Origin of the sequence: Lebetimonas sp. JH292, assembly GCF_000523275.1 — a bacterium.
In the GTDB taxonomy this organism is placed as follows: Bacteria; Campylobacterota; Campylobacteria; order Campylobacterales; family Nautiliaceae; genus Lebetimonas.
Genome location: NZ_ATHQ01000001.1, coordinates 340,773 through 361,575, shown reverse-complemented (window position 1 = coordinate 361,575; position 20,803 = coordinate 340,773). Strand labels below are relative to the sequence as shown.

Genomic DNA, 20,803 nt, shown 5'->3' with positions numbered 1-20,803 from the left:
AAAATGAGACCTTGGAAGGTTAAAAATGAGAGTTACCCAGTTTACAATGTATAATAATTTTTTAATTAATCAGCAAAGAACATTAAGTGAGCTTAATAAAACCACTACAGAATTATCAACCGGTAAAAAAATTCAAAATATGGATGACAATCCAACTGTTTTTGTAAATGATTTAAAATTTCAGGAGAAACTTAACACATTTACCCAGATTAAAAATTCCGCCAATTTTGCCAAGACATTTGCAAACGAAACAGACACTACAATGAACGATATTGTAACAACACTCGATTCGTTTAAAACAAAACTGTTAAACGCCGCAAACGATACAAATGACAAAACAAGCCGTGAAGCAATAGCAGATGAACTTGAAGGAGAGCTTAATCATTTAAAGGATTTGGCAAACACCTCAATTGACGGAAAATATATCTTCAGCGGCAGTATGTTTAATACAAAGCCTGTTAATGACGAATTAAAATATCAGGGAAACGGCGAAAGTGTGAAGGCATTTTTGGGTGCGGGCGTCGAGAGGGAGTATAATATTGATGGAAAGAGCCTGTTTTTAGGAAGGGATAATGATTATAATAAACATTTAAGCTTAAATATTCCCCAGTTTGACAAAATGAAAGCCAATCCCCAGTTTGTAGTAAGAGGAAGTGACGGAAAACTTTATATTGACAAACATATAAAAGAGCATAATCAAATACCCGATTCTGACAGTGTTGCCCAAAATATCCCCGTTAGTGCAGATAGCGAAATTAGAATGCTAAGCGGTGTAGAGGATAATTATGATTCGGCTACAAAAACATATTCTGACGGAATAAGTTATTTTTATATAAAAGGGAAAAACCCGCAGGGTGAAACGATAAATTCAAAAATTGCATTAAAAAACAGCGAAAAGGTTTCTACACTTTTGGAAAAAATAGGGGAACTTTACGGAAATACCCAAACTACTAAAAAAGTTGATGTAAGCATCAATAAAATGGGTGAAATTCAGATAAAAGACGTAAATAGCGGAAAATTAATTACGGATTTTTATATGGTTGCAAGCGACAGGGATGAAAATTCACTTGGAGATGTTGTTAAAAACGGGGATTATATTGCCTCTTTTCAAAAAAGTAATTTTAATTCAATCAGAAATCTTGATACAATAAAAGCAAACAACGCTTATTTTGATAACAGAATTTTTAAATTTGGAAGTATTTTTAGATTGATTGATAATTCTAGAGACGCTTTACCTTCTGATTTAATTCAAAATGTAATAGGCTCAAAAGCAATTAGAAGCGGTGATGGATCTATTCAGACAATAGACCATTTGACATTAAGAGGGACAGATACAAACGGAAACAGTGTAAATGCTACTTTAAATATTACATCAACTACAACCATGCAGGATTTGATAGACAAAATAAAAAGTAATTTTGGAGATGTTGACGTAAAAATAGAAAAAGGAAAACTGATAATAACAGATAATTCTTTAACAAATAAAAATGACACCTCCAAATTTTCTGTTTCAATAGAGGCAGATGACAGCAGCGGAAACAAACTTCAGGCATTCAGAAGTAAGGACGCAGTTAATTTTGATAAGTTATTTATGGGGAAAAACGGTAATTTAATAGAAGGTAATAAAACTCAAATTATAAAAGATTATAAAACATATATAAAAGACGGGGTTATTTATAAAATTGAAAATCCTGATGCCCAAGGAATTGCTACTGATGATACAAGTTTAACGGATATTATGGGAACTGATGAAATGCCACAAACGCTTGAAATTAGGTTTAGAGATAAAAACGGAGATTTTAATACAGCAAAAATAGTTCTTCAAGACAGTGAAGACAGCGACGGGCATTTGAGTTATTTTGAGATAAACGGCAGTAAATATGATATTTTCGATTCCCAGGGCAATAAAACACCGGCACACGATATTATAACCACTTATTCACAAACCGACCCTAATAACTGTAAAATATGTCAAAAAGAAAAAAAAGTAAAAGGATTTACATTCAGGCAGCTCGGTGATGTAATTTCAATGATTACAAGCGGAAATGTTCCGGCTAATAATGATGAAAACAGTTATTTCACTGCACTTGACAATGCAAAAAAAGAAGTCAAAAGCGGTATGGAAAACGGAAAATTTTATATAAAAGATTTAAATAACAATCCTTCAAAAATTGATATTTCTATTTTTGATGATAATAACAATGTTTCTTTTCAGGCCAATGACGCAATTACAATAGATAGCGCAAAAGTGGATTTTTTCGGTATGTTGCAAAATGCAATTAATGCCGTAAAAAACGGAACTAATTATCCGGACGGAAATTCGGATAATCCCAGAAATTTTGGAATTCAGGGTGCAATTGAAGAGATTGATCATTTGAGTGATCATGTAAGAAAGCTTCATGCAAAAATAGGTGCTGTAAGCAATGAATTTGATATGAGTATCGAAAGAGTCGATGCATTAACGATTCATACTAAAACGCTTCAATCAAAAAATATAGATACCGACATAGGGGAAGCCACAATGAGGCTAAATTCACTGAAAACTTCATATCAGGCACTTTTGGCTTCTATCGCAAAAGTAAATGATTTGACGCTTCTTAATTATTTAAGGTAAAATTGCGTTTAAAAAGGCTGGTTTTGCGAAAAAGTTTATATTTATTGTTATTTGCGTTTTTTGTTTATTTTTTTCTTTCTACAATTTTTCCTTCTTTTTCATATGTAGGTAAATTCGGTTCGTTTCTTGGAAAAACAAATTTATTGTTGTTTGGATATATAGCATATATTTTTCCACTTTTTTTAATTTATATTTTATATGCTTTTTATAAAGAAAAATTTAATTTTGATTTTTCTCTTAAAGTATTAGGCGGAATTTTTATTTTTTTTGCTTTACTTTTAATACAATATGAAATTTTTGATAAAGGGATAATTGCAAAACTGTTTATTTTTTCTTTGCAAAAATACATAGGGATATTTGGCATTTGGATTTTAATATTGGTAATGTTTGCCTGGGGAGTGTTTTTGATTTTTGAAGATAAAATATTAAACTTAATGGAAAATGATAAAAATAGTGAAAATGTGAAAATGAGTGCAAATGAGCAAAGCGAATCAAGCTCACCTGGCCGTTTGAAAAACGGCTATGGTGGAAAATGTATAATGGACAATGAAGAAGAAAATAGTAGCCAAGTTGCCAAGAAGCAAGAACCAAGTACCAAGGACCAAGTTTCAAGTGAAGAAATTGAAAATGAGATAAAAATTGAGAATGGGCTTTTGGATGAAGAAAATGATTTTGAAGAGGAAAAAGAGATAATTGAAAATGAAGCAAGTAGTAGCCAAGAAGCCAAGAAGCCAAGTGAAGAGATTGAAAGTAAAAAAGAAAATGAAAAAGAGAAAAATGTAACTAAAGTTGAAGTTTTAGAAGATACCAAAAAATTGCTCTCCCAGATTGAAACGGGTAAAAGGGATTTGCCTAAAAACTGGAAATTTCCTCCAATGGATTTTTTGGCAAAACCTAAAAATGAGAAAAAAGTAATAAACGAAGCAGAAATTGATAAAAAAATTAAAATATTGATTGAAAAGCTTAAACAGTTTAAAATAGAAGGCGATGTTGTAAGATATTATGTCGGACCTGTGGTTACCACATTTGAATTTAAGCCTCTTCCGCATATAAAAGTAAGTAAAATTTTGGCTTTGCAGGATGATTTGGCTATGGCGCTTAAAGCCCAGTCAATCAGGATTCAGGCTCCAATTCCCGGGAAAGATGTGGTGGGGATTGAAATACCAAATGATAAAATGCAGACAATTTATTTAAGGGAAATTCTTGAAAGTTCTATATTCAAAAGAGCAAAATCCCCTCTGACCATAGCTTTGGGCAAGGATATAGTAGGGGAGCCTTTTGTAACCGATTTAAAAAGACTTCCGCATTTATTGATAGCAGGAACGACCGGCAGTGGTAAAAGTGTGGGAATTAACGCTATGATTTTATCCCTTTTATACAGAAACTCACCCGATGAGCTTAAATTTGTAATGATTGACCCTAAAATGCTTGAATTTTCCATTTATAACGATATTCCACATTTACTGACGCCTGTAATTACGGAATCTAAAAAAGCTATAGTGGCTCTTAACGCTATGGTTAAGGAAATGGAAAGACGCTATAAGCTGATGGCTAAAATGAGGGTTAAAAATATTGAGGGGTTTAATCAAAAAGTAAAAGAAAAACTGCCGTATATAGTTATAATTATAGATGAATTAGCCGATTTAATGATGACAAGCGGTAAAGATGTGGAATATTCTATTGCCAGACTCGCACAAATGGCAAGGGCTAGCGGAATACATTTGATAGTTGCTACCCAGCGCCCGAGTGTAGATGTTGTAACAGGACTTATTAAAGCAAATTTGCCAAGCAGAATCAGCTTTAAAGTAGGGCAGAAAATTGACAGCAAGGTTATTCTTGATCAATTTGGCGCTGAAAGTTTATTAGGGCGTGGTGATATGCTTTTTACGCCTCCGGGAATTACAGGGCTTATAAGACTCCATGCCCCTTTTGCCAGTGAAGAGGAAATTGAAAAAGTTGTGGAATTCTTAAAAAATCAAAGAGAGCCTGAATATGACGTAAGCTTTTTGAATACCCTTGACGAAGAAAGTGAAATACTTGAAAATATCGATGATCTGGATGAATTATTTGATGAAGCGAAAGAAATAGTATTAAAAGAAAAAAGAACAAGCATAAGTTATCTTCAAAGAAGACTAAATATTGGGTATAATAGAGCAGCTAATTTAATTGAACAGATGGAAAAAATGGGGATACTCTCCAAACCTAACAGTAAAGGGCAAAGAGAAATTTTAAAAGGGAGATAATATGAAAAGATTAATTGTTTTGGGAAGTTTGGTATTTTTATTCGCAGGATGTGCAGATAAACCGCTGGCAACAAATGTTGTTGATTTGGCCGGTAATCAAAAAGTTGCGGGATGGAAAGATAAAAATGAAACCGCTTTAAAAAAAGTAAAAACCGTATATAAAGAAAAGGTTGTGTATAAAAGTGAAAAAGTAAAAGATTCCGATGGAGACGGTGTTATAGATAAATTTGACAAATGTCCGAACACACCGAAAGGATTTGCGGTTGATCATAACGGATGTCCTATAATTGCAACATTAAGAATTAATTTTGATTTTAACAAGGCAGATGTAAAAAAGATATATTATAAAGATATTCAAAAAATCGCCCTTGCAATAAAATCCAATTCTAATATTAAAAAAATCGAAGTTGCCGGACATACTGATAATATTGGTTCAAAAGAGTATAACAAAAAATTGTCTTTGAGAAGAGCAAAGGCTGTGGCTGAATTATTGATAAAATTCGGTGTAAATCCTAAAATGATTGTTGTAAAAGGATGTGGAGAAGATTATCCTTTAGTTCCAAATACAACTTCAACAAACAGAGCATTAAACAGAAGAGTGGAAATTATAAATATTACAGATTAATTTCCTCTCCGTTTATGTATAAATAATCCACTTCATTTGTATGTAAAATAATTTGAAGAAACAAATTATCAATATCATTAACCTTCTCAGGTAATTTGAAACTTATTAAATCCGCATCTTTTGTTGGTTCAATACTGCCGTTATTAAGTCCCAAAGATTTCGCCGCATTAATTGTTACCGCTTTTAATAAATCTTTTGCTAAATATTTTGGATGAAGTTCAACTTGCATAAGCAGGGCAGCTCTAATTTCTTTAAAAAGGTTAAGTGAATAATTTGAGCTTTTTCCGTCTGTTGCAACCGAATAATCTATTAATTTGTTTTTAACATTTTCCAAATTAAGTAATCCGGTATTTAAAAGTCTGTTTGATATGGGACAATGTGATATAAATCCTTTTATATTGCTTATTTCTTCCAATTCTTTTTCATTGGCGTGAACACAGTGTATAAAAGTTGTTTTAGTGTCTTTAAATTTTTGTATAAATTCAATCGGTTTTATTAGCGGATGTGAGAGTTTAAAATTCTGCTCGAAAAAAAGTTTGAATTCTCCTTTTCCTTGGTCAAGCCAGAGTCTTTCCGCATTGCTTTCCATAAAATGGGTTTGCATGACCATTTCTTCTTTTTTAGCAATATCTATAACTTTATCCATTAAAACAGGATGGACTGAATAGGGGGAGTGAATAGAAATGCCTGTTTTAAATTTCTCGTTTTCATATTTTTTGCTGTTTTCAAGACGTGCTAAAAAATCCTGATACAGTATATCAGCAACAGCCGGGTTTGAACCTATAATTTCATTAAAATAAACAACTTTTAACGGTTGTTTGGTTAAATATTTTAAATCATTGCCACTTGAACTTATTTCCCCGAAAGCACATATTCCGCTTTTTTTCATTTCATTTATTGAATCTTTATAACATTTGGAATTGCATTTTGTAAAAAGATTTTCCCTGTTTTGAATAACAGAATTTAGCCAGGTAATAAAATCCCCATATTTTAGTGTGGTTTTGTTTGAAGAAAATTCTAAATGGGTATGATTGTTGATAAGTGCAGGCATTAAAACCGAATTTTTACCTAAATAGACGGCGGGAGTTTCATCTAAATTATATCCGACTTTTATTATTTTTTTGTCAAACAATACTTCGGCATTTAAAAGAATATCACTTTTTTCTTTAAAAGTTAATACATAATCAGCTTTAAGTTTAAGCAAAATTGTTCCTTTTTATTAAGTTAAAGCAAATTATATGCCAAATTTTAATATAATTACAATAAAAAAGGAGATTTTATGAAAATTAAAGTAATACACGGACCGAATATGAATATGTTGGGAATCAGGGAAGTAAATATTTACGGGTCTATGAAACTTGAAGACATCAATAAAAATATGGAGGTTGTAGCCAAACAAAACGGATTTGAAATTGAATTTTATCAATCAAATCACGAAGGTGATATTGTGGATTCAATTCAGGAATCTGTTAGTGACAAAACAGACGGGATTATAATTAATCCAGCCGCTTTAACTCATTATTCAATTGCAATAAGAGATGCCGTCAGTGCCCTTAGAAATATTCCTATACCCGTGATTGAGATTCATATGAGCAACATTCAATCAAGAGAAGATTTTAGAAAAAAATCCCTTATTTCGGATGTTGCAGCCGGAACGGTAAGCGGGTTCGGACCTTTTAGTTATCATTTAGGCTTGCTTGCAATGATGCAGATTTTAAATGAAATTAAAATGGCAAAAGAAGCGCAAAAAAAAGTAAGTAGTGAAAATGGTGAGTAGTGAGTGGTGAAAATGGAAAATTTTATATTAAATAAAGAAAACGAAATTTATTATGAATGCGGTTATTCAAACGATAACTGCATTTTACTTTCACTTGACGGAGAAAAATATTTAATAACAGACGGGAGATATACCCTTGAGGCCAAAAAAGCAAAAGCCGAAGTTATTGAAGAGAGAAATTTAATAAAAAAAGCAAGAGAAATTATTCTTAAAAAAAGGGTTAAAAAACTAATTATCGACCCGCTTAACTGGTCAAAAGAAGAATATGATTATTTATCAGCAGCTGTGAAACTTAAAAATGATAAAAATTATTCACATAAAAAGAGAATGATAAAAAAACAAAATGAACTTGAAATAATTAAAAAAGCAGCGAAACTTGGTGCAAAAGCTTTTGATGAATTTTCTAAAGCAATTGAAAGCGGTATCGATGAATATGAACTTTCATACAGATTTAAAGAAAAACTAACCTGTAGGGGAAAAAGAGAACTCAGTTTTGCTCCGATAGTGGCAATTAATGAAAATGCCGCAAAACCCCATGCAAAACTTACAAATAAAAAACTTAAAAAAAATGATTTGCTTTTACTTGATGCGGGAATCAAATATAAAAGATACTGTTCTGACAGAACAAGAACCGTTTCAATAAATAAGAATATATCGATGGGTAAATTTCAAAAATTTAAAAACCGAAAAATGCAAAAAATATATGATATTGTTTTAAAAGCTCAGGAAAAAGCTATTAAAACCGTAAAAGTAGGCGAAAGAATTTCCACTCTTGATAAAACAGCCAGAAAAATTATAGAAGATGCCGGATACGGGAAATATTTTGTCCATTCCCTTGGGCATGGGGTAGGGCTTGATATTCACGAATGGCCTTTTGTTAATTCAAGAAATGATATAATTATTCAAGAAGGTATGGTTTTTACAATAGAGCCGGGCATATATCTGCCAAATGAATTTGGTGTAAGAATAGAGGATATGGTTATGATTGATTATAACGGTAAAACCAAGGTGTTAAGCGAAAATGTGTAAATTATAAATAGTGGATTGTATTAAAAAAGGAGGGGGAAATGAGCATTGGTAAAATTAGAAGTATTCTTTATAAAACAGCTAAATATTTAGGCGATATTAACGCAATAAAAAGAGCTATAAAAAAAGGAGATTTTACTCCTGTCATCAAAAGAATAATAAGAAGAATATACGGATATATTGCAGGGAGGGGAATGCCTAAATAAGTTAAAAATGAAAAATGTAAAATGGAGAACGGAAAATGAGCGCAAATGAGCAAAGCGAATTAAGCTTACCTGGCTATCAAAAGCGGCCACGGTGAATAATGGAAAATTAAAAATGGAAAATTAAGAATGAATGTAAGGATTTAAATTTAGTGATAATAGAAAAATTATACATATAACATTTTATCCGGACAGTTATAAAAAAAGCAATAAAAAAAATATTGCTTTAATTGGAATTGGCTGTAATATCGGAAACTGTATAAGAAGATTCAAAAAACTTTATCTGTTTTTATCAAATCATCCCAAAATAGATATTATAAAAACTTCAATAATTTATAAAAACCCCCCTTTTGGATATTTGGCTCAAAATGATTTTTATAATACCATTATGATAATAAAAACAAATTTTTCTCCAATTGAGCTTTTAAATTTTTTATTATATGTGGAAAAAAAATTTGGAAGAGTTAGAACATTTAAAAATGCACCAAGAACGTTGGATTTGGATATAATTATATTTAATGAAATAAAAATTAATACAAAAAAATTAATTTTACCGCATCCTTTTTTCAAAAAAAGGGATTCGGTGTTAATTCCACTTATTTTAAAGGATTAAATTGAAGTTAAAAACATATACGGCTGAAAGTTATACCGAGGCTTTGAAAAAAGTAAAAGAAGAGGTGGGGGATGACGCTGTAATTGTTTCAAGCAAAGAAATTAAGAAAAAAACCCTTACAAGCCCGGGTCTGTATGAAATTGTTGTAGCTGTTGAAGAAGCCAATATCATGCCCAGAAAACCGATGAGTGATAAAGCGCATACACAAGAGGTTATGTTAAAACTTTCAAGTGCTGCAAAAGAAATATCTTCTATCTCAAAAAAAGAAAATAAAGAAATTATAAATCAGCCGAATTTAACGCCAAAAAAAAATGACGAAATAATTGAACTTAAAAAACAGGTTACAAAAATTTCTGACACATTAAAATTTTTACAAGCGAGTATGTGGGAAATTGCAAATAAAAATGAATTACAGTTGCCTCCCGAATTCAGTGAAATATATGCACTTTCCCGTTCAAGTGGAATTAATGAAAAACATTTGGACGAAATAATGAAACTTACAATAAAATATATGCCTTTAAAAATGAGAAAAAATTCTGAAACGATAAAAAGATATTTTTATACACTTCTTAAAAAAATGATACCTGTAAGAATGGAAAGGGAAATTACACCTCCATATAAAAAAATAATGATGTTCGTGGGGCCTACCGGGGTTGGTAAAACCACAACTATTGCAAAACTGGCCGCCAGATTCGCTTATAAACTTTCCAAGCGTCATAAAGTTGGAATAATAACACTCGACACATACAGAATAGGAGCAGTTGAGCAATTAATGACTTATGCAAAAATGATGAGACTTCCTATAGAAACAGTGGTGGACCCGAGCGATTTTTCACTGGCACTTGAAAGTCTGCGGCATAATGAATATATATTAATTGACACAGTGGGAAGCAGCCAGCATGATAAAGAAAAAATCGAAAAATTATCAAATTTTTTAAAAGTGGATACGTTTTCTGAAATTAATATAAATTTGGTTCTTTCAGCTGTAACTAAATATGATGATTTACTGGATATTTATAAAAATTTTTCAATTTTGCCTATCGACACACTTGTTTTTACCAAACTTGATGAAACAAAAAATTATGGAAATATTTTTTCTCTTTTAATTGAAACAAAAAAACCTGTCAGTTATTTTTCGACAGGACAGGAAGTTCCGGATGATTTAACACAGGCCGAGGCCGATTATTTGCTTAAAGGTATTTTAAATAAGGAGTTTAATTGAAAACTCAAGCCGATAAACTCAAAGAACTGGTTCAAGAAAAAAATACTAAATCCTCAAATGTTCATTTTATAGCGATAACCAGTGGAAAAGGAGGTGTGGGGAAAAGTACAATTACGGCAAATTTGGGTTATGCCCTGCATAAATTGGGGTTTAAAGTTGCTCTTTTTGATGCTGATATAGGCTTAGCTAATCTGGATGTAATATTAAAAGTTAAAAGTGATAAAAACATATATAATGTACTTAAAAACGAATGCTCCTTAAAAGATATTATTGTTGAAATAGAAAAGGATTTTATTTTAATCCCGGGAAAAAGCGGTGAAGAAATAATGGATTTTGCAGATGAAGTTACCCTCAGTAAATTTTTCTCGGAATTTGAAATATTAGATAGTTACGATTTTTTTATTATTGATACGGGTGCGGGAATAGATAAAAAAGTTCAAATATTTCTTGAGGCAAGCGATGATATTATTGTAGTTACGGTACCTGAACCTGCCGCCATTACTGATGCATATGCCATGATTAAATTAATCAGTGAAAGAAAAGATAAAATTTTTATGTTTTTAAATGAGGTTAACAGCGAAAAAGAAGCAATTAATATATTTTCAAAAATAAACAATGTGGCTAAACATAATTTAAAAAAAGATTTAAGACTTCAAATGATAGGATATTTAAAAAAAGATAAAATAATTACCAACTGTTCTATAAACAGGGCTCTTTTTACAAAGCAGGAGCCTTATTCGTTTTCCAGCGAACAGATATATAATATTGCAAAAAAAATAGCAAAAATTTCGGAACGAAAAGTGCTTAAAACTGAAAATAAAGGAATCGGAAGATTTTTTAAAAAGATATTTTCTCAGTTTTAAAGGAAATAAATGAAGGCGGAAAATTTTATCTATTTTTCTACTGTAAGCGGTTTTTTTATTGCTGTAATATTTGGAATATTGAAAAATTTTGATGTATATAATTTTTTTTGGTTTGTGATTATCACAACATCTGCTTTTTATATTCTTTCTTTGGCAAGTGTTTCTTTTTTTATCAAATATACAATGCTTTCAAAATATATTATTTTTAATAAAAACGAAATAGAAAAAATTGTTAATTCCCAGATAAAAGAACTTGAAAAAAAAGAGGATATTATTTATGAAAATTATAAATTTTTAAAAAAATTTGAAGAAGAAGAACTAAAAATTCTAAAGAAGAAACATGTGTAATCCTTACGAACAGACATTAAAAGAATACAGGGATTCTCTGGCGGTTAATTATATGCCCGCTGTAAAGGCAATGGCGGCAAGACTTAAAGAAAGACTGCCAAGCAGTATTGATTTTAATGATCTGGTTTCAATCGGGCTTGAAGAACTTGTGAAATTATCAAAAAGATATGACCCTAAAATGAATGATAATTTTTGGGGATATGCACAAAAAAGGGTTTATGGGGCAATGCTCGATTTTTTAAGAAGTCTTGATACCATAAGCAGGGCTGATAGGAAACTTGTAAAAGAAATTGATAAAATTACGGAGGATTATATGTCCAGATTCGGAACTGTCCCAAGTGACGAATATTTGGCCGAGGTTTTAAACGAAAATATAGAAAAAATAAAAAAAGCAAAAAAAGCGGGAGAAATATATAATGTTTTTCCTATAGAAGAGCAGCTAAATTATTTTGAAAATATTTCTAAAAAAGTTGAAGAGGAAGAATTAATTGATATAATTAAGAAAGTTTTAAAAGAGTTGGGTGAAAAAGAACAGCTTGTGATTCAACTTTATTATTTTGAAGAGCTTTCATTAAGAGAAATAAGTGAGATATTAAATGTCAGCGAAAGCAGGATTTCCCAGATACATTCACATGCTATAAGAAAAATAAGGAAAAAATTAAATGGCTGAGCTTTTATCACAAGAAGAAATTGATGCGCTTTTAGAAGTTGTTCAGGAAGAAAACGTAGCACCTGAGGAGCTTGAAAAAGCTCCTGATATACTAGAACAGCGCCAAATTACTTTATATGATTTTAAAAGGCCAAACAGGGTCAGTAAAGAGCAGCTCCGTTCTCTCAGGGCGATACATGACAAAATGGCCAGAAATCTTGCAAGTGATATTTCCGCACTTATGAGAAGTATTGTTGAAATTCAGCTTCATTCAGTCGACCAGATGACTTACGGTGAATTTTTAATGTCTCTGCCAAGTCCGACATCTTTTAATGTTTTTTCTTTAAAACCGCTTGATGGAAAAGGTGTAATTGAAATTAACCCTTCAATTGTTTTTCCTATGATAGACAGACTTTTGGGCGGGGAGGGTTCTTCTTATGAATCTAACAGGGAATTTACTGATATAGAACTTAGTCTACTCGACCAGATTTTGAGAGTTATTACACAAAATATGAAAGAAGCCTGGTCGCCTATAATGGAACTTTTTCCGGTAATAGAAGCAAAAGAATCAAGTCCCAATGTTGTTCAGATTGTTGCTCAGAATGAAATTGTTGTTATGATTGTTATGGAAATTGTCATCGGTCATACAAGCGGAATGATGAATATTTGTTATCCTGTTATTTCTATTGAATCGCTTCTTCCAAAACTCGCAAACAGAGATTTAATGCTAAGCGGGACAACAGGCAGAAAAAGTAGAAATAAGGAACTGAGAGCACTTATAAGAGGGGCAAAAATAGAGCTCGAGGCAATACTCGGATATGCTTATATGAGTATGAAGGAAATTATTGATTTGGAAGTCGGTGATATAATAAAGCTAAATAGGCCGGCCGATGACACAGTTGTTGTTAAAGTGGACGGCAGAGAAAAATTTATTGCAGATTTTGGGGTCAGCAGATACAGAAGAAGTATCAAAATCAAACACATTTTAAAAACCGAGCATGATGAGGTAAAAGAGATTTTGGAAAAACTTGAACAAATGAGAAAAGAAAAAATAGAAAATATAACATCAGGGGAGAAAAATGAATAATTTTATAGATATTTTGATAAATGAAATAAAATCTGTGGTGGAGGGGTTAATAGGAATAGCTCCTGATGTAATTTTGAAAGAAGAAAAACATAAAGTAGATATTGAGCCTCCTTATGCAAAAATAACCCTGCAGTCCAAAGAAGGTGAATTGGCGGTTATTATACCTCCGGAAATTGCCACAATTCTTGGAGATTTAATGCTTGCGGGTGAGGGAGAGGCGAAAAGTGAAATGAATGAAGACGATTTGGATGCTATAAAAGAAATTGTATCCAATATATTCGGATCACTTTCAACAACACTTGAAGCACAGGAAAATCTGCCTAAATTAAAATTTCAGATTAAAGATGTTACTTTTAATCAGGAAAAAGAAAAATTTGATTATGCAGATGACATCGTTTTAAATTGTTCTATAAAAGATATAAAAAAAGAGTGTCATATTCTTTTGGATGATAAAATATATTCTATTATCAGCGGTAAAAAAACACATATTGAAGAAAAAAAAGAGACAGATAAATCCAAGCCTCTTCCAGAAGTTAAAAATTTGGAAATGCTTTTAGATGTAAAATTACAGCTTCGTGTGAGGATTGGAACAAAGGTTATGCTTTTAAAAGATGTTGTTTTTATGGATATAGGCTCAATCGTTGAACTTAATCAACTTGCAAACGAACCGCTTGAAATTTTGATAGAGGATAAAAAAATAGGTGAAGGAGAAGTTGTAATCGTTGACGGAAACTTCGGAATTCAAATTACTTCTATAGGGACAAAAGAAGAGAGACTCAATACTCTTAAAAAATAGTGAAAATGGTGAGTAGTGAGTTGTGAAAATTGACAAAATAGTTTTGTTTTGATATTTTGCTATTAAAAAAGGTACGCGGTGTTTAAATTCAGTGAATTTTCGGATATGTGTATAAAATGTGGAAAGTGTATTCCGGGATGTACAATTCATGGAATAAATCCTGACGAAACCACATCTCCGAGGGGTTTTTTGGATCTCTTGAAGGGTGTCGAAGTTGGTGAAATTGAGCTTGATAAAAATGCAAAAGATATTTTTGAAAGTTGTTTTTTGTGTAACCAGTGTGTTGAAATATGCCCCAATTCTATTCCCACCGATTTTATGATAGAAAATGTTAGAGCCGAAATTGCCGAAAAATTTGGAATAGCCTGGTTTAAAAGAGCATTTTTTTATCTTTTAAAAAACAGATGGGCTTATGATTTGGTAAGCAGGCTCGGTTTTTATTTTCAGACATGTGGGTTTAAGATCGAGCAAGAAAAAAATGCTATGCGCTCCCGTTTTTCCATACCTCTTTTACATAAAGGAAGATTACTCCCTTATTTTAAGAAAAAACCTTTTTTAAAAAAATATCCAGAAAGGATAAAAACACAAAATCCTCAAAAAAAAGTTGCTATATTTATCGGATGTATGGCTAATTACAATTATACCGAAGTTGGCGATGCCCTGATAAAAGTGCTTAAATTTTTGAATGTTGATATTTTTATTCCTAAAAAGCAGCTTTGCTGCGGGGCACCGGCTTATTTTACGGGTGATTTTAAAACAGTAAAAGAACTTGTAGAATATAATATTACATATTTTGAAAGTTTTATCGATGAAGTTGATGCAATTATTGTCCCGGAAGCCACATGTACTGCGATGTTAAAAAAAGATTATGAAGAATTTATAACATACCATATGCCGGAGTGGCTGGAAAGGCATAAAAAAATAAAATCCAAAATTTTTGGAACCACCGAATGGTTTTATAAATATACCGATTTAAAAGAAAGGCTTGCAAAACTTCCAAAAGAAAAAGAAAAAATCACATATCATGATGCGTGTCATTTCGGTAAGGTGTTTAATATAAGAAAAGAACCGAGAGCTCTTATAAGTCAAAATTATCAAATAAATGAAATGGAAAATCCGGATATGTGCTGCGGATTTGGCGGTATTACAATTCAGAGTGAAAAATTTCATTTAGCAAGAAAAGAAGGGTTGAAAAAAGCCGAAATGATTAAAAAGGTTGATGCCGAAATTGTAAGTGCGGAATGCAGTGCATGCAGAATGCAGATAACAGAACATCTTGATAAAGTGGGAGATAATAAAAAATTTATGCATCCTGTCGAACTTATTGCCAAGGCAATAGAAAATGGTGAAAATAGTGAGTAGTGAGTAGAGAAAAGAATAAAAAATGGCTAATTTGATAAATTTTTGGCAGCATATCTACTCTTATATAAATCCTGTTGCCCTTAATATAGGCCCTTTTCATATTCACTGGTATGCAATTATGTATATAACAGCGCTTGTTTTAGGTTATTATTTGGGGATTAAATTCGGTGAAAAAATGGGTTTTAGTAAAAAGATAATAGACGAATATTTTATATGGGCTGAAATAGGAATTATTTTGGGTGCAAGATTCGGATATGTTTTATTTTATATGCCCGGGGATAACAGTTATTATCTGCTTCATCCCTGGGAAATGTTTAACCCGTTTGAAGGCGGAAAATTTGTAGGTATTGCAGGTATGAGTTACCACGGGGCGGTAATAGGATTTATTCTCGCCACTTTGCTTTTTGTAAAGATAAAAAAAATTGATTTGTGGAAACTTGTGGATGTTGTAGCCCTTGCTGTTCCGCTTGCATATATTTTCGGAAGACTCGGTAATTTTTTAAACGAAAGAATTGTCGGCAGGATTACCGATGTTCCCTGGGGGGTTTATATAGACGGTGCTTTAAGGCATCCTATCGGTATATATGAAGCTTTTTTTGAAGGACTGGTTAGTTTTATAATTATTTACTGGTTTTACAAAAAATTTTACAAATGCAAAGGGGAATTGATAGCTTTGTATTTAATTACATATGGCGTTTTCAGAAGTCTGTGTGAATTTTGGCGCCAGCCGGACCCTCAGCTTGGATTTATTGTCGGCCATATAACAATGGGACAGATTTTAAGTTCTTTTTTGGTTATAATTGGTTTTATAATTTTTTATTACAGGAGAAAAAAATGCAAAAATTAGCAATTGTGGGGGGAGGTATAAGCGGGTTAAGCCTTGCATATTATCTTCAGAATGATTATGAAATAACTGTTTTTGAAAAAGATAAATGGGGCGGAAAAGCCTATACGCAAAAAGTTGGGAATTATCTTTTTGAAGAAGGTGTAAACGGGTTTTTAAATAATTCTCCCAAAACGCTTGAATTATGTGAAAAAATAGGCATAAAACCTATAAAAGCCGATGAAAATGCAAAAATCAGATATATTTATGATGATAAACTGATTAAACTTCCTTCAAAACCTGTTGAATTTTTAACAAGTGATATAATGAGCCTGAAAGGGAAAATTAGGATTTTGAAAGAATTTTTTATAAAACCCGTATGTGAGAGGGAAGAGAGTGTAAAAGAATTTGCAATCAGAAGACTTGGCAAAGAATTTTATAGAAAAATGATGATACCTATGTTGGCCGGCATATACGCCTCTACTCCTGAAATAACTTCTATGAATGCCGCTTTTCCCAAACTGAAAAAAATCGAATGTGAATACGGTTCTCTTTTTAAAGGCATGATTAAATTAAAAAGGGGAGGGGAACCTACGGGGGAACTTCATTCATTTGAATACGGAATGAGTGAATTTATTAATAAACTAAAAGAAAAAACAAAAGCAAATTTTGTAATTAAAGAAATAAAAGATGTAGATGAACTGAAAGATTTTGATAAAATTGTAATAGCTACGGAGGCTTATTCGGCATCAGAAATTTTAAAAAAATATGAAAAACTTTCAGATTTGTTAAAAAAAATTCCTTATAACCCTGTTGCCATTGTCGGACTTGATTTTGAGAGCATAACACCTAAATCTTTCGGTATTTTAACTATTAAAAACAAAACACTCGGCATATTGATGGACAAATATATTTTTCCCAACAGAAATGGAATCAGGGCAATGCTCGGAGGTGCCAGATATTCTGAAATTAAAGATTTAAATGAAGAAGAAATAATTAAAATAGCGCTTGATGATATATATGAAATTATCAAAAATGCTAATCCGAAAATAACGTGGTTAAAGCTTCATAAAAACGCAATTCCAAATTATTCTCTGGGTCATCAGAAATTGGTTGAAGATATATTCACCGAAGCAGAAAAATTTAATATTTATTTAACAGGCAATGCTTATAATGGCATCAGTTTCAATGACTGTATTAAAAATTCTTTCGAACTTGCTGAAAGGTTAAAGAAATGAAAAAATTGTTTTTGATTTTTTTATTTTTGACTTCTATTTTTGCAAATAATATTCATTGGGTAAAAAATTATAAAAATGCATTTGAGCTGGCTAAAAAAGAACATAAGCTTTTAATGGTCGATATTTCCGTTCATCACTGTCCTCCATGTTGGTATATGGCAAATATTGTTTATAAATACAAACCTGTAATTGATTATGTAAACAAAAATTTTATACCTATATTTATTTATGCCGATACAGACAGAGTCCCAATTGAGTTTTCTGTTTATTTTACTGGTGCGGCTCCTAATGTATTGTTGATTACACCGGATGATAAGCTTTATTACAGAATTTTCGGTTCAAGACCGGCCAAAATTTTTCTTGAAGTTTTAAAACAGTATAACGAAAAATATCAAAAAGGCAAATAATGGAAAATATGGTTTATTCTCTGTTTGATTATTTTGACAAGATGCCTTTTGTCGTAAGTTTTATCGCAGGTGTTCTTTCATTTTTTTCTCCCTGTGTATTGCCTCTTGTGCCGATATATTTTTTTTATATAACAGGAATAAGCGCAAAAGAAATTGAACAGAGGAATTTAAATAAAAAAGAAAGACTTAAAATTTTAATTAATTCTTTTTTATTTATTTTGGGTTTTGCTTTGGTATTTGTTTTAATTGGTGCAGCTGCGGCAAATTTAATAGGCAATATATTTGCAAATAAATGGTTAAATGTAATTGCAGGAATTGTAATAATTATTTTCGGGCTTAATATAGGGGGATTTATTAAATTTAAAATTTTTCAGTATGAAAAAAGATTAAATTTGCAAAATGCCGGGAGTTTTTTACTTGGAGTTTCCTTTGCATTTGGATGGACACCATGTATTGGCCCAATATTTGGCACAATTGTTGGAATGGCGGCAACCGACCCGGCAAAAAGTGTTTCTATGATGATTGTTTATTCTCTCGGGCTTGCTCTTCCGTTTTTACTTATGGCTATTTTTACCGTTTGGAGTATCAGATTTATACAAAAAGCAAAAAATTATATGGGTTTAATTGAAAAAGCAAGCGGTATTTTGTTAATATTAGTAGGTATTTATTTTTTTTATAAAGGAATTAAATAAATTAAATAAGGAGAAACAATGGATGCTGTAAAAGAATATTGGAGTGATAAAACTTTTTTACTCGGGATGTTTTTATGTATAATAGGAACCCTTTTGGGAGCTGTAGGAGTAGTTACGTCAGCAGTTTTAATAGAATTGACAGGTATAATTTTAATGATGCTGATAATTTATAAAATTGATAAAAATTTATCCAAAACTAACATATAATTTAATGTTTATTAAATATAATAAAAAAAATAATTAAAAAAGGACTGATATGAAAAAATTATTTGCATTTATAGGATTGGCCGGATTTTTATTCGCAGGCGATAACTGTGCTATGTGTCATAATGGCGGTATGGCTAAAAAATTAGATACACTAACTCCAGCTCAAATCGAAGCAAAAATGAAAGAATATAAAGCCGGAAAAGGTAATCCTATGATGGTTAATGTTGCAAAAGGTTTAAAAGAAGCTGATATCAAAAGAGTAGCAAAAGAATTTGGTAAAAAATAAATACAACAACCCAAAACAAAATTTAATTTTGTTTTGGAGAAGTTAAAATATAATCATTTTTAAATTTTAATTAAAATAAGTGCCCAAAAAGGGCAAAGAAATTATTCGTGAGTAACAACAGGCATTGGCGGTTCGTTTTCAAGAACTTTTTTGGCATTGCCGTATTTTTTAAGCATTTTCATTCTGTAGTTGTAAATGTCTTGCATTTCTCTTATATCTTGCATTACTTGGAAAACACCATGCCAGTGAGCATAATCCGGGCTTCCCATTGCTGCACCTTGTCTCATTCTTCTACCTTCATGATGCCATAGATAATAATATAATTTAAAGAACGGATCACTCCATACGTCAGATTTTATTAAACCTTTAGCTTTTAGCTCTTTTAGCATTTTATTTGCCGCATTAAAGTAATTATTATAATTTTTTACCTGAGCGTCAACTCTTTGGAAATAGTTGTTTACAAATGTAGCTTCATGACAAGCCGCACAAACTTGTTTCATCTGGCTTCTTGCAGCTTCAGGTCCCTGTGGATTACCTGCTTTTGGATTACCTCTTAATATAGTTTTTCCAGGTATGATTTTTCCGCCATGACTCCAAAACGCCCATCCGGCTGTTTCAGCACCTTTTGTTCTTAAGAAACTTTTTGGTGCCCATAAATTCCATTTTAGTCTAAGTGAAACATTGTGAGTTGCTTTAAGTCCGTTAATTCCACTCATATGACATGTAAAACATGTTGCGGCTCTAAGGGTTTTACCTGGAATTTGTTTTCCTGTTTCAAAATTGTAATCTTTTTCATTTGTATCAAAAATATGCCCGTGAACACTTGATTCAAAAATTTCTTTATCCGGATGGTCCGGCCCTAAGTGACAGTTTGAACATGCTGCTGGCTGTCTTGCTTCGGCAGCTGAGAATTTATGTCTGCTGTGGCATGCTAAACAGTTTCCAACGCCTCCATCTGGATAAAGTGTGGCTATACCGTCACTTGGCCATGTTGCCGCATCCGGTCTGCCTTGAGAATCTAATTTTACAGTTGTTCCGTGGCATTGTACACAAATATTTGCAACGCCTAAATCTGCCTGTCTTGGATTGTTTTGGTTTGAAGCGAATACAGAATTGTCTTTTCTGATTCCCGCAGCCATTTTTTTTGCACTGTAACCGTTTAATGAAGGATGTTTTCCTTTCATATTTTCATAGTTATACGCAAGTTTGCTCATTAAAAAGCCGTGTTTACCCATATTTGATGCCAACCATTGTGCTGCACCTCTTGCATGTCCTGAATTAAGGTATTCTGTAACTTCTTTTGCGTGACATTTTGCACATGTTACGGATGAAACCGCAATTTGAACTGTCCAATTTTTTCCCTGCATAGGGTGTGCTTTAAATGCAGTTGGATAATCTTTTGGTACAACGTGACACTGCACACATCCGACACCTGCTTTTGCATGTTTTGAATGTTGCCAGTCAGCTACAATACCAGGATCTTGAGCTTTATGACACATTAAACACTGCTCATTTGTAACCGCAGGATTTGGTTTGAAATTTTTAAGTTTTACATAATTTGGGTTTGAATCCAAACTGTTTGCAGCAAATGCTACACTTGTTAGTGCTGCAATACTAACTCCGGCTGAAAGTGCCTTTTTCATTTTGTCTCCTTTGAGTTTATTTTTACTCTTTAATATTGTATTATAAAAAAGTGTCCAAAAAGTGCCAAAATTAACTTTT

At 31.9% G+C, this 20,803-nt stretch carries 22 protein-coding genes; 20 read left to right on the top strand and 2 right to left on the bottom strand.

All coding sequences use genetic code 11. From position 1 onward, the window contains the following. Window positions 1-25 precede the first annotated feature (25 nt). Genes flgL through DZ64_RS0102165 form a run of 3 tightly spaced genes read left to right on the top strand, consistent with a single transcriptional unit; the run spans window position 26 to window position 5,482 of the window. The gene (flgL, locus tag DZ64_RS0102175) at window positions 26-2,614 is read left to right on the top strand and encodes a flagellar hook-associated protein FlgL (protein WP_024789260.1); all 2,589 of its coding nucleotides are present in this window, start codon (window positions 26-28) and stop codon (window positions 2,612-2,614) included. 23 nt (window positions 2,615-2,637) lie between these two features. Further along, entirely contained in the window at window positions 2,638-4,857 is a 2,220-nt protein-coding gene (locus DZ64_RS0102170; protein ID WP_024789259.1) for a DNA translocase FtsK, read from the top strand. Window position 4,858: 1 nt separating this feature from the next. Beyond that, window positions 4,859-5,482, top strand: a complete 624-nt coding sequence (locus tag DZ64_RS0102165; protein WP_024789258.1) for an OmpA family protein — start codon at window positions 4,859-4,861, stop codon at window positions 5,480-5,482. Here the strand turns inward: DZ64_RS0102165 and DZ64_RS0102160 are convergent. After that, on the bottom strand, window positions 5,472-6,686 hold the full coding sequence (locus DZ64_RS0102160) for a metal-dependent hydrolase (protein WP_024789257.1): 1,215 nt from the start codon (window positions 6,684-6,686) through the stop codon (window positions 5,472-5,474). The two genes, DZ64_RS0102165 and DZ64_RS0102160, sit on opposite strands and share 11 nt — an antisense overlap. A 75-nt stretch (window positions 6,687-6,761) precedes the next feature. Here DZ64_RS0102160 and aroQ point away from each other — a divergent pair, with 75 nt between their 5' ends. The 17 genes from aroQ to DZ64_RS0102075 all read left to right on the top strand — a co-directional run bounded on the left by aroQ (window position 6,762) and on the right by DZ64_RS0102075 (window position 19,081). Further along, window positions 6,762-7,259: a type II 3-dehydroquinate dehydratase gene (gene aroQ, locus DZ64_RS0102155; protein WP_024789256.1), complete on the top strand. Its 498-nt coding sequence runs from the start codon at window positions 6,762-6,764 to the stop codon at window positions 7,257-7,259. 12 nt (window positions 7,260-7,271) lie between these two features. Next, the gene (locus DZ64_RS0102150; RefSeq protein ID WP_024789255.1) at window positions 7,272-8,288 is read left to right on the top strand and encodes a M24 family metallopeptidase; all 1,017 of its coding nucleotides are present in this window, start codon (window positions 7,272-7,274) and stop codon (window positions 8,286-8,288) included. Between the two features lie 38 nt (window positions 8,289-8,326). Continuing rightward, window positions 8,327-8,491, top strand: a complete 165-nt coding sequence (locus DZ64_RS12520; RefSeq protein WP_173391328.1) for a hypothetical protein — start codon at window positions 8,327-8,329, stop codon at window positions 8,489-8,491. 163 nt (window positions 8,492-8,654) lie between these two features. Continuing rightward, entirely contained in the window at window positions 8,655-9,101 is a 447-nt protein-coding gene (gene folK / locus DZ64_RS10465) for a 2-amino-4-hydroxy-6-hydroxymethyldihydropteridine diphosphokinase (RefSeq protein WP_035003048.1), read from the top strand. A 1-nt stretch (window position 9,102) separates the two neighbouring features. Continuing rightward, window positions 9,103-10,323, top strand: a complete 1,221-nt coding sequence (gene flhF, locus DZ64_RS0102135) for a flagellar biosynthesis protein FlhF (protein ID WP_024789253.1) — start codon at window positions 9,103-9,105, stop codon at window positions 10,321-10,323. Then, window positions 10,320-11,186, top strand: a complete 867-nt coding sequence (locus tag DZ64_RS0102130) for a P-loop NTPase (RefSeq protein ID WP_024789252.1) — start codon at window positions 10,320-10,322, stop codon at window positions 11,184-11,186. Before flhF ends, DZ64_RS0102130 begins: the two co-directional genes overlap by 4 nt. Window positions 11,187-11,195: 9 nt before the next feature. Then, window positions 11,196-11,534, top strand: coding sequence for a hypothetical protein (locus DZ64_RS0102125; RefSeq protein WP_024789251.1), 339 nt, complete (start codon window positions 11,196-11,198; stop codon window positions 11,532-11,534). Continuing rightward, window positions 11,527-12,204, top strand: a complete 678-nt coding sequence (locus DZ64_RS10460) for an RNA polymerase sigma factor FliA (protein WP_035003046.1) — start codon at window positions 11,527-11,529, stop codon at window positions 12,202-12,204. Before DZ64_RS0102125 ends, DZ64_RS10460 begins: the two co-directional genes overlap by 8 nt. Next, a complete protein-coding gene (gene fliM, locus DZ64_RS0102115) occupies window positions 12,197-13,270 on the top strand; it encodes a flagellar motor switch protein FliM (protein ID WP_024789250.1) in 1,074 nt (357 codons plus the stop codon). The genes DZ64_RS10460 and fliM overlap by 8 nt, the downstream gene beginning before the upstream one ends. Beyond that, window positions 13,263-14,066, top strand: a complete 804-nt coding sequence (gene fliY, locus DZ64_RS0102110) for a flagellar motor switch protein FliY (RefSeq protein WP_024789249.1) — start codon at window positions 13,263-13,265, stop codon at window positions 14,064-14,066. Before fliM ends, fliY begins: the two co-directional genes overlap by 8 nt. 78 nt (window positions 14,067-14,144) lie before the next feature. Next, complete coding sequence (locus tag DZ64_RS0102105) at window positions 14,145-15,428, top strand: (Fe-S)-binding protein (protein ID WP_024789248.1); 1,284 nt, start codon at window positions 14,145-14,147, stop codon at window positions 15,426-15,428. Between the two features lie 22 nt (window positions 15,429-15,450). Continuing rightward, window positions 15,451-16,275 (top strand): prolipoprotein diacylglyceryl transferase, encoded by an 825-nt coding sequence (lgt, locus tag DZ64_RS10455; protein WP_236618632.1) that lies wholly within the window; start codon window positions 15,451-15,453, stop codon window positions 16,273-16,275. Then, window positions 16,263-17,489: a protoporphyrinogen oxidase gene (gene hemG, locus DZ64_RS0102095; RefSeq protein WP_024789247.1), complete on the top strand. Its 1,227-nt coding sequence runs from the start codon at window positions 16,263-16,265 to the stop codon at window positions 17,487-17,489. Before lgt ends, hemG begins: the two co-directional genes overlap by 13 nt. Beyond that, a complete protein-coding gene (locus DZ64_RS0102090; RefSeq protein WP_024789246.1) occupies window positions 17,486-17,896 on the top strand; it encodes a DUF255 domain-containing protein in 411 nt (136 codons plus the stop codon). Before hemG ends, DZ64_RS0102090 begins: the two co-directional genes overlap by 4 nt. Beyond that, window positions 17,896-18,588 carry a cytochrome c biogenesis CcdA family protein gene (locus DZ64_RS0102085; protein ID WP_035003044.1) on the top strand — a complete coding sequence of 231 codons (693 nt, stop codon included), beginning with the start codon at window positions 17,896-17,898 and terminating at the stop codon, window positions 18,586-18,588. The genes DZ64_RS0102090 and DZ64_RS0102085 overlap by 1 nt, the downstream gene beginning before the upstream one ends. 18 nt (window positions 18,589-18,606) lie before the next feature. Next, window positions 18,607-18,795 (top strand): hypothetical protein, encoded by a 189-nt coding sequence (locus tag DZ64_RS0102080; RefSeq protein WP_024789244.1) that lies wholly within the window; start codon window positions 18,607-18,609, stop codon window positions 18,793-18,795. 49 nt (window positions 18,796-18,844) lie between these two features. Beyond that, window positions 18,845-19,081, top strand: coding sequence for a cytochrome c553 (locus DZ64_RS0102075; RefSeq protein ID WP_024789243.1), 237 nt, complete (start codon window positions 18,845-18,847; stop codon window positions 19,079-19,081). A 101-nt stretch (window positions 19,082-19,182) separates the two neighbouring features. Here the strand turns inward: DZ64_RS0102075 and DZ64_RS0102070 are convergent, their stop codons facing one another. Continuing rightward, on the bottom strand, window positions 19,183-20,724 hold the full coding sequence (locus DZ64_RS0102070) for a multiheme c-type cytochrome (protein ID WP_024789242.1): 1,542 nt from the start codon (window positions 20,722-20,724) through the stop codon (window positions 19,183-19,185). Window positions 20,725-20,803: the final 79 nt, after the last annotated feature.

Coding starts and splice junctions, on each gene's coding strand:
- lgt (WP_236618632.1), top strand. CDS start 15,451: ATGGCTAATTTGATAAATTTTTGGCAGCATATCTACTCTTATATAAAT.
- DZ64_RS10460 (WP_035003046.1), top strand. CDS start 11,527: ATGTGTAATCCTTACGAACAGACATTAAAAGAATACAGGGATTCTCTG.
- fliM (WP_024789250.1), top strand. CDS start 12,197: ATGGCTGAGCTTTTATCACAAGAAGAAATTGATGCGCTTTTAGAAGTT.
- hemG (WP_024789247.1), top strand. CDS start 16,263: ATGCAAAAATTAGCAATTGTGGGGGGAGGTATAAGCGGGTTAAGCCTT.
- fliY (WP_024789249.1), top strand. CDS start 13,263: ATGAATAATTTTATAGATATTTTGATAAATGAAATAAAATCTGTGGTG.
- DZ64_RS0102085 (WP_035003044.1), top strand. CDS start 17,896: ATGGAAAATATGGTTTATTCTCTGTTTGATTATTTTGACAAGATGCCT.
- aroQ (WP_024789256.1), top strand. CDS start 6,762: ATGAAAATTAAAGTAATACACGGACCGAATATGAATATGTTGGGAATC.
- DZ64_RS0102070 (WP_024789242.1), bottom strand. CDS start 20,724: ATGAAAAAGGCACTTTCAGCCGGAGTTAGTATTGCAGCACTAACAAGT.
- DZ64_RS0102075 (WP_024789243.1), top strand. CDS start 18,845: ATGAAAAAATTATTTGCATTTATAGGATTGGCCGGATTTTTATTCGCA.
- DZ64_RS0102165 (WP_024789258.1), top strand. CDS start 4,859: ATGAAAAGATTAATTGTTTTGGGAAGTTTGGTATTTTTATTCGCAGGA.
- flgL (WP_024789260.1), top strand. CDS start 26: ATGAGAGTTACCCAGTTTACAATGTATAATAATTTTTTAATTAATCAG.
- DZ64_RS0102125 (WP_024789251.1), top strand. CDS start 11,196: ATGAAGGCGGAAAATTTTATCTATTTTTCTACTGTAAGCGGTTTTTTT.
- DZ64_RS12520 (WP_173391328.1), top strand. CDS start 8,327: ATGAGCATTGGTAAAATTAGAAGTATTCTTTATAAAACAGCTAAATAT.
- DZ64_RS0102080 (WP_024789244.1), top strand. CDS start 18,607: ATGGATGCTGTAAAAGAATATTGGAGTGATAAAACTTTTTTACTCGGG.
- DZ64_RS0102090 (WP_024789246.1), top strand. CDS start 17,486: ATGAAAAAATTGTTTTTGATTTTTTTATTTTTGACTTCTATTTTTGCA.
- DZ64_RS0102150 (WP_024789255.1), top strand. CDS start 7,272: ATGGAAAATTTTATATTAAATAAAGAAAACGAAATTTATTATGAATGC.